Origin of the sequence: Pseudoalteromonas sp. 10-33 (genome assembly GCF_001469195.1) — a bacterium.
Taxonomy (GTDB): Bacteria; Pseudomonadota; Gammaproteobacteria; order Enterobacterales; family Alteromonadaceae; genus Pseudoalteromonas.
In genome coordinates, this window is record NZ_LOFI01000003.1 from 125,607 (window position 1) to 142,678 (window position 17,072).

A 17,072-nucleotide genomic window follows, 5' to 3' on the forward strand; every position below is an offset into this window, starting at 1 on the left:
GTTAGTAGGTTGTTATTTTAAGGTGCAGTGATATTTTTTGCCTAAAATTATAAGCATCGCTTCAGCGCCTTTTCCCCAAAAAAGTACTTCTTTATTTATATACTTATTTCCAGACGCGCTTTCTTCATGAGAAAGGTTGTATGTTTTATTATTGAAGGTGAGCTCTGCTTCTTGGTTTTTTAACGTACTCAGTACTGCTTTCTTGTTATTACATATGTAGTGTGTGCTTGTCGTTTTTTTACTACACCCAATTAAACTGAGTAGGCAAGCCATTAAAACAAGTGTTGCTTTCATTTTCCCTTCCTTAATATATTTTACCCGCTATTTTACTTAAGAATAACAGGGCAAAATTAACCGTTGGTGAAAGGCGCGCTTTACGTTATGTTGATTAAATTATTTATAAGCTAGGTTCTGTTGATCTTTTCGGATTGAAATTTGTTCAAACTAGGGGCTATTTAATCGTGGCGCGAGGTTTGTAACCTAGTGGACTAAGTAAAAGCCGAGCAACAAAAAGTAAGTAGACCCTAGGAAGAACCCATCGGGCAGCGCCTGTTTGGTATTAATGCTACGTTAGCGCCAATTTATGGGGAATAACCACACTGCATCGGCTCTGCCTTGCCTAAATACCAAACAGGCTGCTGCAAATTTAACATTGAAAGAACAACAGACCCAAGGAAGCAAAATGGCAGGCACTAACCTATTAACATTATTAGATGACATAACGGCTTTACTCGATGACATTGCAACCATGAGTAAAATAGCGACAAAAAAAACAGCAGGTGTTTTAGGAGACGATTTAGCGCTGAATGCACAGCAAGTAACGGGTGTGTCAGCCGACAGAGAGCTGCCCGTTGTATGGGCGGTAGCAAAAGGATCATTTTTAAATAAAGCAATCCTTGTTCCTGCGGCGTTAATGATCAGCGTTTGGCTTCCATGGCTCATTACACCACTTTTAATTTTAGGTGGGTTGTTTTTATGTTTTGAAGGAGCTGAAAAAATATTTGCGCGATTTTTACCTCATCATGATGAGATTGCAGATGGCGAAAAAACACTTGATTTAGTTGAATATGAAAAACAAAAAATAAAAGGTGCGATACGGACAGACTTTATTCTATCGGCCGAAATTATTGTTATTACGCTTGGTACTGTCGCGGGCCAAACATTACTCAATCAATCCTTAGTTCTGTGTGTAATAGCCATTGTTATGACTATTGGTGTTTATGGACTTGTAGCTGCAATTGTAAAACTTGACGATGCAGGCTTGTATTTGGTAAATCAATCTAAAGTGTCTGGCAGCGCGGTTAAAGAGTTTCTGGGTAAAAGCTTGCTTGCGGCAGCACCACGACTTATGCAGTTTTTAGCTTTTGCAGGTACTGTGGCCATGTTTTTGGTGGGAGGCGGTATTTTATCTCATGGTATTGAGTTATTACATCATGCACAACTTAATGTGATTAGTTATGCGCAGTCAATACTAGGCAATATAGGTGAAGTATTAGCCCCGCTAGTATTTGATGCAGTGCTAGGGGTTGCTGCAGGGCTAGTTATTGTGCTTTGCCATGTAGCTTATACAAGGTTATTTAAAACAAATAAGTAGAGCAGTGCTTTTTGCCCTACATAATTGATTCACATGTTATAAATTTACACAACTGCTCAAGTTCGTAGGTTGCTTTACTATTACCTTGAGCAATTGCTTTTTTATACCAGTAAACAGCTTGTTGTGTGTTTTGGTCTGCACCTTGCCCGTCTCGGTACATTTGTGCAAGGTTAAGCTGCCCCCATTGAGAACCCGATTCTGCAGCAAGTTTAAAGCTTTCTAAGGCTTCTTTAAATTGCCCATCTTTAAAGTACATAATGCCTTGCTGGTTATTTTTATCTAGTTTTAAACCTTTGTATAAAGGCTTAGGTTTAGGTGGAAACATCACAAACCCGCCATACAAACTATTAGCATGTGGGCGCAGCACATCGTAAATCACGTCATTGTTATATAAGCGCTTTACCTCATCACGGGGTAAGGTAATTGTGTTTGTTGAAAAGTAATCGCGTTGTACTAATAAGCTGGTGCGCATCGCCGTGGTTATGCCTCGGTTGCGTTTATAGCTGTAATTGCTTACTTGAAAAGTAATAAATTGTTCGTCAAAGCTGAGTACTTGGGCCACTTTTAAATTTGTAAGTGTCCATGGTTCGTGAGTAAATTTATCAGCGTGAACTAAATATGTATCAAATGCCTGTGGATTATTTAAGTAGCTGTATTTGAGTGCTTGGTTGTCAGTGTATTGTTGAAAAAAATATGCCATTACCCACAATAATAAAATTAAGCCAATCCCGTACTTTGGCAGGCTTAGTTTTTCAATTAAGGGAATTTTTTTTATACTAATTGGTTCGTTATGGCCACATTGGTAGCATTCGCGCTTGTAATTTAGCTTTAATGGTACGATAGGAATAATCGTAAAACGTAAGTAGCGGCTATGGTTTACTAAGTGATAGCTATCGCTTTGGCAGCTTGGGCAGGACTGCGTTTGTGAAAAATGAGGAAAAGACTGACTGGTGTTAAAAAGCAGCATGCAATAATGCCCCGAGTTTTAATTTCTATTAAAGTAAAACAAGGGGCATATTTTTTAAAGCAACAAACTGTAAGTAATTATGTCTGTTACTCTTTTGTTGTTACTTTTGGTTTAATTGTTGTTTTTGAGTCTGCTGCCATAAGCGCAAATACCGCATAGGTTGCTGTATTTTGACGAAGCTTTGCTGGCGTTACTTTATCAAGCGTGTCGTCAGCTGTATGGTGGTAATCAAAGTAGTCTGTACCATCTTGGGCTAGCTCAAAAATAGGTGCCGACACCGCATTTTTAAATGGAATGAGATCGGGTCCGCCGTTGGCTTGGTTTTTACCAATGTACTCAACATTTAAAGGGGCAAGCTCTTTTGCGATAGCACGCACTACAGGCAGTGACGCTGCATCTACATTTGATTCAAAACCGTAAACTACATCAGCGCCAAAATCAGACTCTGCAGCAGCGACAATATTGTGTAAATCGTTTTTATGTTTTGCAAAGTACGCTTTTGCACCCCATAAACCAAGCTCTTCAGCGGCGAAAAGCACTACGCGAATACTGCGTTTAGGGCGTTTTACATCGCTAATATGTTTAGCAGCCGCCATAGTCAATGCAACGCCGGCGCCGTCATCAAGTGCGCCTGTGCCTAAATCCCACGAGTCTAAATGCCCGCCAATTAATACGTATTGCTCTGGGTTTTCGGTACCGTTAAATTGGCCTATAACATTGTAACTAGTGCCTTCGCCAAGGTTTTCGGTTTGTACATTTATATTGACCGATACATCTTTGCCTAAAGCGACTAAGCGAGCAATTTGATCGGCATCGGGGTTAGCAATGGTTACGTTAGGTATTTTTTTAACGCCTTCTTTGTAATAGCTTCCGCCGGTGTGGGCAAAACGATGATGACCTGTACTTACTGACCGCATCATGTAGGCCACAGCCCCTTTTTTAGATGCTTCAATTGCTCCGGTGGCACGTGCTTTAACAGCGGGTCCATAACCATTACCGTCTATATCGCGATTCATTCGGTAATTAATGTAAGCAATTTTACCTTTTAAGCTATTAGCCGGTGCTGCTTTTAGCTCATCAAGTGTTTCGAATAATTCGATGGGTGCGCTAATGCCTTCTTTGGGGGTGCTTATGCTATTACCTAGCGCGGTTAAATGAAGGGGTTGTTCGCTAGGCGTTAATATTTTTCCACTTTCGCTGTAGCGGCGCCATTCTGGAAAGGTCGCTGCTTCAAGCCATACTTTATCAAAGCCCAGTTCTTTAAATTTAGCTTGCGCCCAAGCAACGGCTTTTTTATCGTTTTCGGTGCCAGGTAAACGCGGGCCAACTTCGGTTGTTAGTGACTCTAATAGCTCATAGCTTAGGTGGCTATTAAGGGCTGTGGTTCGCACTTCATCTACTTGTTGTAATTGTTTGCTTGTAAATTCGTTGCTGCTGGCAGTAGCTGCCATACTACTGGTAAGGAGTAGTGCGGTGATGAGATTTTTCATGGTAATTAGCCTTATTTATGATTGCGGCTATTAAAACATGTAATAAAGACGTAAAAAAATAGATGAGATGAATGAGCGACTTAAAGTGATCAAAAAAGCCCGCGCATTTAAAACGCGGGCTCGCAATTAAAGCGCTTAATTAAAAGCTAAATTGTGCAGCTAGTCTTACGTTAGTGCCTTCACCTATTGTTACGTTGTTTGTGCCACCACCGGCTAGGTAGTCTTCGTCAAATAGGTTTTCTATGTTTAGACGTAAGTTAACATCGGTGTTACTGACATTAATTTTATACGTTGCGCCTACATCGACACGCGTGTAGGCATCTTTAATAATCGTGTTGTCACTATCTGCAAAGCGCTCACCTTCGTAAAATGCACCGGCATTAAATGCAATCGCGTCGTTTAATTCGTAACGAGTCCAAAGCGATGCAGACCATTTAGGAGCATCGGTAGGGCGCTTACCTTCTAACTCTTCGTCACGTTCGTAATTTGCATCTAAATACATAGTCGATGCCATTACGAATAAACGGTCAGTTGCCGCACCTTGCGCTGTTAGTTCAACGCCTTTGTGACGCTGTTCACCAATTTGGTTTGTTTCAGAGATTAAATCACCTACTGGTACATCAAGTGTTTCTGTAACTAACGTGCCATTTTTACTTATATCGAAAAGCGCACCGCTTAGCATTAAACGATCATCAAATAACTGCCATTTAACACCAATTTCTTTTTGCTCAGAGGTAACGGCATCAAGCTTCATACCATTATTTATATCGTCTTCGTTTACAAGAGTATCGCTGCCTTGTGGTTCAAAGCCTTCAGAGTAACTCGCGTATACCGTAGCTGATGCATTAGGGTGATAAAGAACACCTACTTTTGGCACAAACGATTCATTATTTGCATCTTCACGTGTTTGCTTATCGTAGCGACCACCAAATGATAGTTGCCACTGTGGCGAAAACGTAATTAAGTCTTGCACATAAATACCGTAATAGTCGTATTCTGTTTCGCTAATAGTGTCGTCTGTTTTGTAACTTACTGCTGGGCGACTTGGCTCTGTTTGACCAGATATAAAATTAAATGAATCAGCTGAGGTGCGACGCTGTCCATAATAATAATCAAGCGAGTTAGCACCAATGAGTAATTGATGATGAACGCCTGCTGTTTCAAATTCACCGATAAAGTCGATAAATGCGGTTTTAAATTGCCAGTCGTCAAATCGGTCGTAAGGACGAGACTCATAACTGTCGCCTTCAACAAAATTGCTTGGCTTACGTGGAGCTGACTCAAAACGTTGGCGCTCAAATGTTTGTTCGTTATAGCCAAGTTTTACTTGCCAGTTATCGTTTAAAAATACTTGAAAATCAATGCCTGCATTTTCTACTGTTATATCTGTAAACGCCCAAGACATATCGCGAATAGTTTTATCGTCGCCAATAACGTTGGCGTTGTCGTCGATCCATGCACCTGTGTCTAAGCCAGCTTCGTCGTCTGTGCGGTCGTAATGAACTCGAACTAAGGCATTATCGCTAATATCGTAATCAACAATCAACGCACCTAAAAAGCGGTCACGCTCGCGGTTTTCACCGTTTTGGTATTCGCGCCAGTAATCAACATCTTGCTTAACTAAAATACCGCGTGCACGTAAATCTTCAGCATCCGTCAAAGCGCCTGCAGCATCTATCATAAAGCGTGTTGAACCATGCTGATCTACATCGGCACTGGCATTAAATAATGTGTGTGCTGTCGGCTTTTTAGTAACCATATTAATTAGGCCACCAGGACCTGATTGACCATATAAAATGCTTGATGGGCCTTTAATAACTTCTACTTGCTGTAAAATTTCAATGGGTTGTTGATAGTGCGACCAATGCTGATGCCCGTCGCGTAAATAACCGGTTGATGAGCTAAGCTCAAAACCGCGTAAGTTAAATACTTCACGGTTACGCTGTTTAGAACCAGCCGTTAAACTTGCATCGTTTGAAAGTACTTCACCTAGTGTTGTTGCAAGTTGTTCGTTAATAATAATATCGCTAATTACCGTCACTGATTGAGCTGTATCAAGTAGTGAAGTTGATGTTCTCATTGCACCATTTGCGTTATCTACTTTGTAGTCATTAAAGTAACTTCCTTTGACTTCTATATGTTCAAGGTCGGTAGAATTTGCATATGTATTTGTTGTTATTGTTGCCAATAGTGCGATGTAAAGGGAACTCAGTTTCATTTGATGCTTCCAGCTCAGTATAGTAAAAAGTGAAGCGCAATCTTAATGAAAATAAATATCATTTGCAATGTGTTTTTAACAATATTTTATAATGTGTTTGCTAATGGTTGCCAATAACGAATTCTGCTATTATTAGCAGCATATTTAGTAGGACTTTATCCTGCGTTATCTTTACTGCTATGGAATTTACTGTGACTTCAACTGCTTTTTCATCTTTGGCTTTACCAGCTGGACTTGTTGATAATTTATCAACGCTTGGCTACGCCCACATGACACCTGTACAGGCACAAAGTTTGCCACCTGTACTTGAAGGTAAAGACATCATTGCTCAGGCAAAAACCGGCTCAGGTAAAACGGCTGCGTTTAGTTTAGGTGTGCTTGCTAAATTAAACGTAAAACGTTTTAGAATTCAATCGCTAGTTTTATGTCCAACACGCGAGCTTGCTGAACAAGTGGCTGTTGAAATGCGTAAGCTTGCTCGTGGTATTCATAATATTAAAATATTAACGCTATGTGGTGGTGTATCAATTGGTCCGCAAATTGGGTCGCTTGAACACGGTGCACATATTATTGTTGGTACACCAGGGCGCGTAGATGATCATATCCGCAAAGGGACTTTACGGTTAGATGATGTAGAAACATTAGTGCTCGATGAAGCCGATCAAATGCTTGATATGGGTTTTCAAGATACCCTTGATGCGATTATTGAGTGTATTCCACAAAACCGCCAAACTCTTTTGTTTAGTGCTACTTTTCCACGCGCAATTGAAGCGATAGCAAAGCGTGTACTTAGTAACCCAGAAATGATTAAAGTAGAGGAAGAGCAAGAAAAAACCACAATAAAACAATACTTCTACAAAATGGATAACAACAAACAGCGCTATCCAACACTTAAGTTACTATTACTTAAATTTACACCACAAAGTTGTGTTGTGTTTTGTAACACCAAGGTAGAAACGCAGCAAGTTTGCGACGATTTAGCCGATGAAGGCTTCAGCGCCGTGGCATTGCATGGTGATTTAGAACAACGTGACCGTGAGCGCACTCTGATTCATTTTGCGAATAAAAGTGCGTCTATTTTGGTTGCGACAGACGTTGCCGCGCGTGGTTTAGATATTGACGATATGGACATGGTAATCAACTACCATTTAGCGCATGACCCGCAAACACACGTTCACCGTGTCGGGCGAACGGGTCGCGCAGGCAAAAAAGGGATTGCTTGCTCAATTTATGGTGATGCGGAGCAATTTAAAGTGGCGCAAATTGGTGATCATTATGAGCGCGACTTTGAGCCAGAGCCAATGCCTTCATTTAATTTGTTGGACAAACCACCGTACAAACCAGAAATGGTCACTCTGATGATAGACTCAGGTAAAAAGCAGAAAGTGCGTGCTGGTGATATTTTAGGTGCATTAACAGGTAAAGACGGTATTGCTGGGCGTCAAGTAGGTAAAATTAATGTTCTTGATAACGTCGCATTTGTTGCTGTTGAACGTAATGCGTCTAAACCGGCACTTCGTAAATTGACAGAAGGTAATATAAAAGGACGCAAAATTCGTGCTCGTCGCCTAACGCGTTAATCAATTTATGAGCGAGCAGCCGGTTTAAGCTGCTCGTACTCTACTTTTATTTGCTTGAATGCATTCTCGCAGCCAGCAGGTTTGTCTGGGTGGTGCGCCAGTGCAAGTTGTCGCCAACGTTTTTGTAATTCTTTAAGCGAAAAATCATTTGTTAGCTGCCACTTCGCCAAAAGTGCGTCAAAGTGATCCTCTGTTAAAGTTGGCGTGCCCTCTATCTTCTTAAACTTCTGCCAAAAGCTTGTGAGTAGCTCATTAATCTGCTCTTCGCTTGCTTCGTAATTCTCCCAGTCTAAATAATAATCTTTTAAATTTGATTTAAGCGTTGCTGGGTTTTCTATATCTGTTTCAATGAGCTCTATATGAAGTGTTGATATTAAGAGACTTTTAGGGTGAAGTTGTTCCTGTAGTTGATACAATGCATTCATAATTAAAAAATTACGCTTAAATAAATCACGTTCAGGGTTTTTATCAAGTGGCTTAATTACGCCGCAATTAATAAGCTCAGCTGCTAGGATATGAACTTGCCACACTTTTTGGGTTAATATTAAGTCAAATATTCGGTCAATCAGTGGGTTAAGCATTGTTTAGGTCCTAGTATTTAGTGTATCTTCAGTACAGATTACATTGTTACACGTAACAATTTGAAGGATTAAAATTATGCATGGCAAGCTCAAGTGCCTCTTATTCATTGTATGCAGTTTGTTCTATTTGCCAAGTTATGCTCAAGAGTTAGAACCTACATTAGAAGAGTTTAAACAACAACAGCAATGGGATGCAAAGCTTGAATTAGGTAACGCCTTACTTAATAACCAACGTATTACAGCCCAAAATCGCACTGTGATATATGCAGGCCTTGCCGATACTGCGCTGTCGAGCGGCCACTTTAGCGATGCTTTTAATTACTTTAAATTGTTAGAGCTAGAAACTTCTGGATCACTTCTTCCTAGCGAGCACTTTCGTGCAATTAAAATGCAAGGTGTTGCGCTTTTTTATCAGGGCTTGTTTAAACAAGCAATTACTCAATATACCCGCGCACTTGATATTGCAAAAATTAATAACCAACCATTAGAGCAAGCAAACTTATTGAATAATATTGGTTTAGCTTATTTTAATATGCATAAATTAGTAGCAACCCTTGATTACTACCTAAAAGCAAAAGAGATTTACGAAAAGGTGGGTAGTGAACAGGATAAAGGCGATATTTTAATTAACATAGCGGGCGTGTATATACGCTTATCTCGTTATGAAAATGCCATGAGTATTTATCAAGACGTGTTAAAAATTTTTCGCAAGTTAGATGATAATTTGGGAATTGCTATGGTGCATAATAATATGGGGGTGGTTTATTTTGAAAGCAACCAGCTAGATTTAGCGATGCATTACTACCAATTAGCAACCCGTTATTACCTATCCGTCAACAATATGAATAAGTTAGCGACTCAGTACACTAACATTGCAAACGTTAATATTATTCTTAATAAAGTGGAATTAGCGTATGAGCAAGCGCAATTAGCGATAGAGTATTCACTTAAAATTGATAACAAAAACTTAGAACTCACTGCACTGCAAACTCTCGCAAAAGTTCAGCTTGTTAGAGGGATGTTAGATGAGGCAAAAACGAATATTGAACGTGTTTTTGAATTACTTAAAGAGCATAGTAATGATCGTATTATGCGAGATGGGCTTGGCACCCACGCTTTGATTGAAGCAAGCAGGGGGAACTACGAAAATGCAATGCAGTTGCATGAAAAGTACAATAACGAACTACGCAAATTAAGAAGTGACTCTATTGTTAAAGCCTTAGCCGTGCTAGAAAAACAATTTAAAGCCACACAATTGAATCAAGAAATTAAAGAGCTGAAACAAGACCGTAAATTACAAGAGTTAAAAATGAAGCAGCGTTCGCAGTTAACGGTGTTTATTTTTGTACTGTTATTTTTAGTCATAGTGACAGGGGTTGCGTTATACCGACGTGGGTCAGAAAAACGGGCAAAGCAGTATTTAGCTGAACAGGTGGCGCAGCGTACAGCAGAGCTTCAAGGTGTTGCCCAAGAGTTAAGAGCAGCTAATGATGTTAAAAGTCAATTTTTGGCTAATGTTAGTCATGAAATAAGAACACCACTAACGGCGATTCTCGGACAAACAGACGACTTAATGAATGGTTTATACGAGCCTGAACAGCTAAAAGATGAGTTAGCTATTATTCAGCGCCACAGTAACCATTTAAAAAGCTTGATCAACGATGTACTTGATTTAAGTAAAATAGAAGCGAATAGGTTAGAGCTTAACATTTCTTGTTTTGACATGGTCCAACTGGTAAATGATGTGCACGCAATGTTTAACCCTCAGGCAAAAGCAAAAAATCTCAGACTTGTGCTTGAAAATAAGGTGGGCGATGAGTTTTACACCCGCCTTGATATAATGCGAGTAAAACAAATTCTCATTAATTTGTGTGCCAATGCTATTAAGTTTACCCAATCAGGGCAGGTATTAATTGCATTAAATAAAACAGAGCAGGGTATTGTACTGATTGTTAAAGATACCGGTATAGGTATGAGCTCATCACAATTAAAACTCATTTTTGAATACTTTAGCCAAGCAGATAACAGTATTAGCCGACGTTTTGGTGGTACAGGTTTGGGACTTAGTTTATCGCAGCAGCTCGCTTCTATGATGGGCGGGTATATAAGCGTGCAAAGTGAATATAAAAAAGGAAGTCAATTCTCATTCTTTTTACCTTGTGCGCAAGTATCCAGTGAACAAAGTGATATTGGGCAGATAGAGCAAAATAAAAAGCAGCTAAGCGGTACTGTGCTTCTTGCAGAGGATCATGCAGATAACCGAAGGTTTATTAGCCGTTATTTGCGCTCTTTAGGGCTTGATGTAATTGCGGTAGAAAACGGTGAGCAAGCTGTAGAGCAATGCTTACAAATATACCCAGACCTTGTACTTCTTGATATTCAAATGCCAATAATGGATGGGCGAGCTGCCTTTGAGTTATTGAAAAAATGTGGTTTCCAACGGCCAATATTTGCGCTCACTGCAAACGCAATGAGTCACGAAATTGACGACTACCTTACATTAGGGTTTAACGGTTACCTTGCAAAGCCATTGGATAAAGACTTATTTTATAAAACCTTGTCAGAAAACTTAGACCAAGTGCATTCAGACGAACCTAATGTACCAAGTGATATAGATATCAGTGACTTAGTAATAAGTTTTAAACAAAGTTTTGGTTTAGAAAGCGAAAATATTACACAGCATTTTTTAAGTGAAGACTTTGACGCTTTGCAAAAAGATAGCCACCGAATATTAGGTGCAGCACAAATGTTTGCCTTAGATGAAATAGCTTCAGCTGCCAAAAACTTAGACAGTGTTTTGTTACAAAAAGGGATCAAAGATAAAGAATACATTAAACAGCTCGTGTCAGAGCTGCAAGCCGTATTACAAAAATACAATGAAACGTAAGTACACATTATAATAAATACAAAAAAAGCGCCCTAGGCGCTTTTTTTTACTTTACTTCAACGTACCTATTGGCGTTTCATCGAATCAAAAAACTCATCATTGGTTTTACTCATCGACAGTTTATCGATTAAAAATTCCATGGCGTCAATCTCTGACATTTCATGAACAATTTTACGTAAAATCCATAGCTTTTGCAGCTCATCTGGCTTAGTGAGTAGTTCTTCACGGCGAGTACCAGAGCGGTTAAAGTCGATAGCTGGGAATACACGTCTTTCCGCAATTTTGCGGTTAAGGTGTAATTCCATGTTACCAGTACCTTTAAATTCTTCGTAGATAACTTCATCCATTTTAGAGCCAGTATCGATAAGTGCAGTGGCTATAATTGTTAAACTACCACCTTCTTCAACGTTACGTGCTGCACCAAAGAAACGCTTAGGTTTGTGAAGTGCGTTAGCGTCAACACCACCGGTAAGTACTTTACCTGATGAAGGAATAACCGTGTTATAAGCACGTGCTAAACGCGTGATTGAATCAAGTAAAATAACAACGTCTTTTTTATGCTCAACTAAACGTTTTGCTTTTTCGATAACCATTTCGGCAACTTGTACGTGGCGAGATGCAGGCTCATCAAACGTTGATGCAATCACCTCACCTTTGACAAGGCGTTGCATTTCAGTTACTTCTTCCGGGCGTTCATCAATAAGTAAAACCATTAATGTAACGTCAGGATGGTTATGTGTGATTGATTGTGCAATGTTTTGCAGTAGCATTGTTTTACCCGCTTTTGGCGGTGCTACTAATAAACCACGTTGACCGCGGCCAATTGGTGATGCTAAATCAAGTACACGAGCAGTGATATCTTCTTTACTACCGTTACCACGTTCCATGCGGAAACGTTCGTTTGCATGTAATGGGGTTAAGTTTTCAAAAAGAATTTTAGTACGAGAATTTTCAGGTTTATCAAAGTTAACTTCGTTTACTTTAAGTAATGCAAAGTAACGTTCGCCGTCTTTTGGTGGACGAATAAGGCCTGAAATTGAGTCGCCAGTACGCATACTGAAGCGGCGAATTTGGCTCGGTGATACATAAATGTCATCTGGGCCAGCTAAGTAAGAAGCTTCTGATGATCTTAAAAAGCCAAAACCATCTTGCAAAATCTCAAGTACACCGCCGCCGAAGATATTTTCTCCGCCTTTGGCATGGGATTTTAATATGGTAAAAATGATATCTTGCTTTCTTAAGCGGGCTACGTTTTCGAGCCCCATGGACTCAGCTAAGTTTACAAGTTCTTTTATAGACTTGTCTTTTAATTCGCGTAAATGCATATTGGTGGGTTCTTTATTACAATTGTCATACTCAAAGTCGCTTTGATCGTTGAGTGAGGTTGGTTGAATATAACTAAGGATTAGTTGGCTTTATAAACTAGCAGTTCACTGGCATAGCGTCCAGTGTTTATACAAAATAAATTCAAAAAAAGGGCAAAAAGCCCTTTTTTTAGTTCTAGTCTATTAGATGTTGTTATCTAAAAACTCGATAAGTTGTGTTTTTGAAAGTGCACCAACTTTAGTTGCAGCAACTTGGCCATCTTTAAAAAGAAGCAAAGTAGGGATGCCACGAATACCAAATTTAGGCGGAGTGCCAGCATTTTGGTCAATATTAAGTTTAGCAACAGCAACACGACCGTCGTATTCATCAGCAACTTCGTTAAGGATAGGGGCGATCATTTTACAAGGTCCGCACCATTCAGCCCAGAAGTCTACTAGTACAGGCTTGTCTGATTGTAATACGTCAGCTTCAAAGCTATCGTCAGTAATTTGGATTATTTTCTCGCTCATTGCGCTCTCCGATTTAGTTAGGCGAAATATTTAGTGCGTATTTAAACACTCTTGTTTCTTATTGCAAGTTTAAACGTTATGCTTAAACGCTATGACTAAGACACATTTAACCGATAAAAAGTTTTCAGACTTTGCTATCGCACCGGAAGTGGTTGCCGGTCTAACCGAGAATGGGTTTGAATATTGCACACCTATTCAAGCAAAATGCCTACCTTTTATTTGTGACGGACGCGATATTGCGGGCCAAGCACAAACGGGTACTGGCAAAACGTTGGCATTTTTAACTGCCACGTGCCATCGGTTATTACAATCTAGCAAAGCACCTAGTAAACATCCAAGAGCCCTGATCATGGCCCCTACTCGGGAGCTTGCGATTCAGATACACAAAGATGCAAAAATTTTAGCGCCACACTGTAATCTTAACTTAGGTTTAGTATATGGTGGCGAAGATTACGAAAAACAACGTGCACAATTAGAAAAAGGCGTAGATATTTTAATTGGTACGACAGGTCGTTTAATCGATTTGTACAAGCAAGGCTGTTATACCCTTAATGAAATAGAGGTTGTCGTGCTTGACGAAGCCGATCGTATGTTCGATTTAGGCTTCATAAAAGATATACGTTATATGTTTGATCGTATGCCAGATACATCAAAGCGATTAAACTTATTATTTTCAGCGACTTTATCGTACCGCGTACAAGAGCTTGCGTTTGAACACATGACCAACCCAGAACATGTACAAATTGAGCCTGACGTAAAAACTGGTAAACGCATAAAAGAAGAGCTGTTTCACCCTTCGCAAGAAGATAAAATTAAGCTTTTATTAACTTTGATCGAAGAAGAATGGCCAGATAAAGCCATTGTATTTGCAAACACTAAGCACAGTTGTGAAACCGTGTATGCGTGGTTAAAAGCTGATGGCCATCGTGTTGGTATGCTAACAGGTGATGTAAATCAGAAAAAACGTCAAAGCATCTTAGCGCAATTTAGCAAAGGCGAATTAGATTTTTTAGTTGCAACCGATGTTGCAGCGCGTGGTTTGCATATACCAGAAGTAAGTCATGTATTTAACTTTGACTTACCTGATGACTGTGAAGATTATGTTCACCGCATTGGTCGAACAGGTCGTGCGGGTGCATCAGGGCATGCAATAAGCTTTGCATGTGAACAATATGCTTATAACCTACATGAAATTGAAGAATATATAGAGCACAGCATTCCTTTATCTCATTACGATAAAGCCGCTTTGTTAGACGACCTAACTAAGCCTATTATTCAAAGAAAGCGCAACTATTCAAATGGTCCTCGTAATCGTAGTAATAACAACGGACGTCGCCCAAATAATAGTTACCAAAAAGGACGGTCGTAATAAACCGTTTGCATAAGTAGTAGTAACTAGAGGTTTTTGAACGGTGGGGCAACTTATACCGCAAAAAAATGTATACGCAGTTATTGATTTGGGATCAAATAGCTTTCATATGCTTATTGCCAAATCAGTGGCTGGCGGTTTACAAACGATTGGTCGCGTAAAACGCAAGGTTAGGCTAGCCGCCGGGCTTGATAAAGATAATGTATTAAGCACTGAGGCTATGCAGCGAGGCTGGGAATGCCTCGCGCTTTTTGCTGAGCGTTTACAAGATATTCCAAATCAAAATATTACCATAGTAGCTACAGCTACATTACGCTTGGCAACTAATGCTGAAGTGTTTAAAGCGCAAGCTGAAAAAATTCTTGGCCATAAAATCAACGTTATTAGTGGTGAACTAGAGGCGCGTACCATCTACAAAGGGGTAGCGCACACTTCAGCATGTACCGGCAAACAGCTCGTTATTGACATTGGTGGTGCAAGTACCGAAGTAGTGATTGGTAAAGAATTTGATGCCCTTTTATACAAGAGCCTCAACATGGGGTGTGTTACTTACCTTGAGCGTTATTTTAAAGATTGCTTATTAACACATAGTAATTTCAATACCGCTATAAAGGCCGCTCGAGCTGTTATCGATAATATAGCACCTGAATACAAAGCCGCAGGGTGGCAAATTGCATCAGGCGCATCAGGTACAGTGCAGGCTATTCAAGAAATAATGGTGGCACAAAACCTTGATGATCTTCTTACTTTAGAAAAACTAAATTCAATAAAAGAGCAATCAATTGCATTTAAAACCATTGCTGCGTTAGACCTTCCCGGTTTAAGCGAAGACCGTCGATTAGTCTTTGTATCGGGTCTTGCTATTTTGATTGCTTTGTTTGAATCATTAAATATTGAAAAAATGGGGCTTGCAGGCGGTGCACTTCGTGAAGGTGTTTTATATAGCATGGTGCCAGAGTTTCATAATAGCGATATAAGAAAGCGAACAGTTGATGGGTTTATGAGTCGCTACCATGTTGACCAAAAACAAGCATCACGAGTTTCTAGTTTAGCTATTGAGCTCGCAAAAAGCATTAATGAAGATTGGCCAATTAATCACTTAAATGGCTTACCCCTGTTAAAAGCCGTTGCGCAGTTACATGAAATCGGCTTACTAATAGAGTATAAGCAGTATCATAAGCATACAGCGTATATTCTAGAAAATACCGACATGCCTGGTTTTTCGCAATCAGAGCACAGGTTAATTGTGGCAGTAGCCGATGCGCATCGCTCTGATATACCAAAAGACAGCTTTAGTACGTTAGGTGCAAACAACCTTCTTGCGCAGTACATCGTAAGATTACTGCGGGTATCTGTTATTTTGTCAATGAGACGACAAGATGATGTCCTGCCAAACTTTGAATTAACTGCTAAAAATGAAGTTTTAACACTAACATTCGAAAATAACTGGTTAAAAGAACATCCATTAATGGCTAGTGAGCTACAACAAGAGTCTAAACAGCAAAGTAAACTTGGTTGGAAGCTAGTCGTTCATTAAGTAAAAAGGCCCTTGCGGGCCTTTTTAGTGTTTAAAGTAATCGTTTCGATTAAAATACGTGCGAACAGTCATTTATTTCAAGTTTTCTTCAAAAAAGGGTTGATCTGTTTTTGGATCTCCCTATAATGCGACCCCACTGAGACGGCAGAGCAGGCAACGCTTAGCGAGGCAAGCAAACCACTTAGTGAGTCGAGTAAAACTTAGGTTTAGATTTTATAAAGTTTAAAATTAAGTGTTGACAAAAATACAGGAAAGCGTAAGATTCGCTTCCCTTGAGTCGCTAAGGCAACTCAAACGTTCTTTAACAATATAAAGCAATCATCTGTGTGGGCACTCGTACAGATTGAGTTCTAACAGCCAACCTACTTCGGTAGCGAGGCAAACAAATTAGAGTCTCAATTGAAACTGAGTGACCAACAGAATAATTACTTAGGTAGTTATTCAGCACAGTCAATTCAATATCGAAAGATATTAAATAAATTCAGAATTCATTGAGCTGTCGAAAGACATAAAACTTTTTAATTGAAGAGTTTGATCATGGCTCAGATTGAACGCTGGCGGCAGGCCTAACACATGCAAGTCGAGCGGTAACAGAGAGTAGCTTGCTACTTTGCTGACGAGCGGCGGACGGGTGAGTAATGCTTGGGAACATGCCTTGAGGTGGGGGACAACAGTTGGAAACGACTGCTAATACCGCATAATGTCTACGGACCAAAGGGGGCTTCGGCTCTCGCCTTTAGATTGGCCCAAGTGGGATTAGCTAGTTGGTGAGGTAATGGCTCACCAAGGCAACGATCCCTAGCTGGTTTGAGAGGATGATCAGCCACACTGGAACTGAGACACGGTCCAGACTCCTACGGGAGGCAGCAGTGGGGAATATTGCACAATGGGCGCAAGCCTGATGCAGCCATGCCGCGTGTGTGAAGAAGGCCTTCGGGTTGTAAAGCACTTTCAGTCAGGAGGAAAGGGTGTGAGTTAATACCTCACATCTGTGACGTTACTGACAGAAGAAGC

The 17,072-nt window shown here is 40.0% G+C and carries 12 protein-coding genes and 1 rRNA gene; 6 read left to right on the top strand and 7 right to left on the bottom strand.

Annotation, left to right across the window (positions count from 1 at the left end; translation table 11 throughout):
• Nucleotides 1–12: 12 nt before the first annotated feature.
• The gene (locus ATS76_RS04655; protein ID WP_058551246.1) at nucleotides 13–294 is read right to left on the bottom strand and encodes an MliC family protein; all 282 of its coding nucleotides are present in this window, start codon (nucleotides 292–294) and stop codon (nucleotides 13–15) included.
• Nucleotides 295–682: 388 nt separating this feature from the next.
• Here ATS76_RS04655 and ATS76_RS04660 point away from each other — a divergent pair, with 388 nt between their 5' ends.
• On the top strand, nucleotides 683–1,594 hold the full coding sequence (locus ATS76_RS04660; RefSeq protein ID WP_058551261.1) for a DUF808 domain-containing protein: 912 nt from the start codon (nucleotides 683–685) through the stop codon (nucleotides 1,592–1,594).
• Nucleotides 1,595–1,610: 16 nt separating this feature from the next.
• Here ATS76_RS04660 and ATS76_RS04665 read toward each other — a convergent pair whose 3' ends face one another.
• The 3 genes from ATS76_RS04665 to ATS76_RS04675 all read right to left on the bottom strand — a co-directional run bounded on the left by ATS76_RS04665 (nucleotide 1,611) and on the right by ATS76_RS04675 (nucleotide 6,269).
• Complete coding sequence (locus tag ATS76_RS04665) at nucleotides 1,611–2,561, bottom strand: tetratricopeptide repeat protein (protein ID WP_058551247.1); 951 nt, start codon at nucleotides 2,559–2,561, stop codon at nucleotides 1,611–1,613.
• 86 nt (nucleotides 2,562–2,647) lie between these two features.
• Nucleotides 2,648–4,051 (bottom strand): M20/M25/M40 family metallo-hydrolase, encoded by a 1,404-nt coding sequence (locus tag ATS76_RS04670; protein WP_058551248.1) that lies wholly within the window; start codon nucleotides 4,049–4,051, stop codon nucleotides 2,648–2,650.
• A gap of 139 nt (nucleotides 4,052–4,190) precedes the next feature.
• Nucleotides 4,191–6,269: a TonB-dependent siderophore receptor gene (locus tag ATS76_RS04675; protein ID WP_058551249.1), complete on the bottom strand. Its 2,079-nt coding sequence runs from the start codon at nucleotides 6,267–6,269 to the stop codon at nucleotides 4,191–4,193.
• A gap of 191 nt (nucleotides 6,270–6,460) precedes the next feature.
• Here ATS76_RS04675 and dbpA point away from each other — a divergent pair, with 191 nt between their 5' ends.
• Complete coding sequence (gene dbpA / locus ATS76_RS04680; RefSeq protein ID WP_058551262.1) at nucleotides 6,461–7,849, top strand: ATP-dependent RNA helicase DbpA; 1,389 nt, start codon at nucleotides 6,461–6,463, stop codon at nucleotides 7,847–7,849.
• A 5-nt stretch (nucleotides 7,850–7,854) separates the two neighbouring features.
• On the opposite strand, the gene ATS76_RS04685 is transcribed toward dbpA, so the two are convergent.
• Nucleotides 7,855–8,430, bottom strand: a complete 576-nt coding sequence (locus tag ATS76_RS04685; protein ID WP_058551250.1) for a DNA-J related domain-containing protein — start codon at nucleotides 8,428–8,430, stop codon at nucleotides 7,855–7,857.
• 76 nt (nucleotides 8,431–8,506) lie between these two features.
• Here ATS76_RS04685 and ATS76_RS04690 point away from each other — a divergent pair, with 76 nt between their 5' ends.
• Nucleotides 8,507–11,317 carry an ATP-binding protein gene (locus tag ATS76_RS04690; protein WP_058551251.1) on the top strand — a complete coding sequence of 937 codons (2,811 nt, stop codon included), beginning with the start codon at nucleotides 8,507–8,509 and terminating at the stop codon, nucleotides 11,315–11,317.
• 65 nt (nucleotides 11,318–11,382) lie between these two features.
• Here ATS76_RS04690 and rho read toward each other — a convergent pair whose 3' ends face one another.
• Nucleotides 11,383–12,642 carry a transcription termination factor Rho gene (gene rho / locus ATS76_RS04695; protein ID WP_006792445.1) on the bottom strand — a complete coding sequence of 420 codons (1,260 nt, stop codon included), beginning with the start codon at nucleotides 12,640–12,642 and terminating at the stop codon, nucleotides 11,383–11,385.
• Between the two features lie 183 nt (nucleotides 12,643–12,825).
• Nucleotides 12,826–13,152, bottom strand: a complete 327-nt coding sequence (gene trxA, locus ATS76_RS04700; RefSeq protein WP_006792444.1) for a thioredoxin TrxA — start codon at nucleotides 13,150–13,152, stop codon at nucleotides 12,826–12,828.
• Between the two features lie 91 nt (nucleotides 13,153–13,243).
• On the opposite strand from trxA, the gene rhlB reads away from it, so the two are divergent.
• The 3 genes from rhlB to ATS76_RS04715 form a co-directional block, all read left to right on the top strand.
• The gene (gene rhlB / locus ATS76_RS04705) at nucleotides 13,244–14,521 is read left to right on the top strand and encodes an ATP-dependent RNA helicase RhlB (RefSeq protein WP_006792443.1); all 1,278 of its coding nucleotides are present in this window, start codon (nucleotides 13,244–13,246) and stop codon (nucleotides 14,519–14,521) included.
• Nucleotides 14,522–14,564: 43 nt separating this feature from the next.
• Entirely contained in the window at nucleotides 14,565–16,058 is a 1,494-nt protein-coding gene (gene gppA, locus ATS76_RS04710; protein WP_058551252.1) for a guanosine-5'-triphosphate,3'-diphosphate diphosphatase, read from the top strand.
• A 519-nt stretch (nucleotides 16,059–16,577) separates the two neighbouring features.
• A 16S ribosomal RNA gene (locus tag ATS76_RS04715) occupies nucleotides 16,578–17,072 on the top strand; the annotation flags it as partial.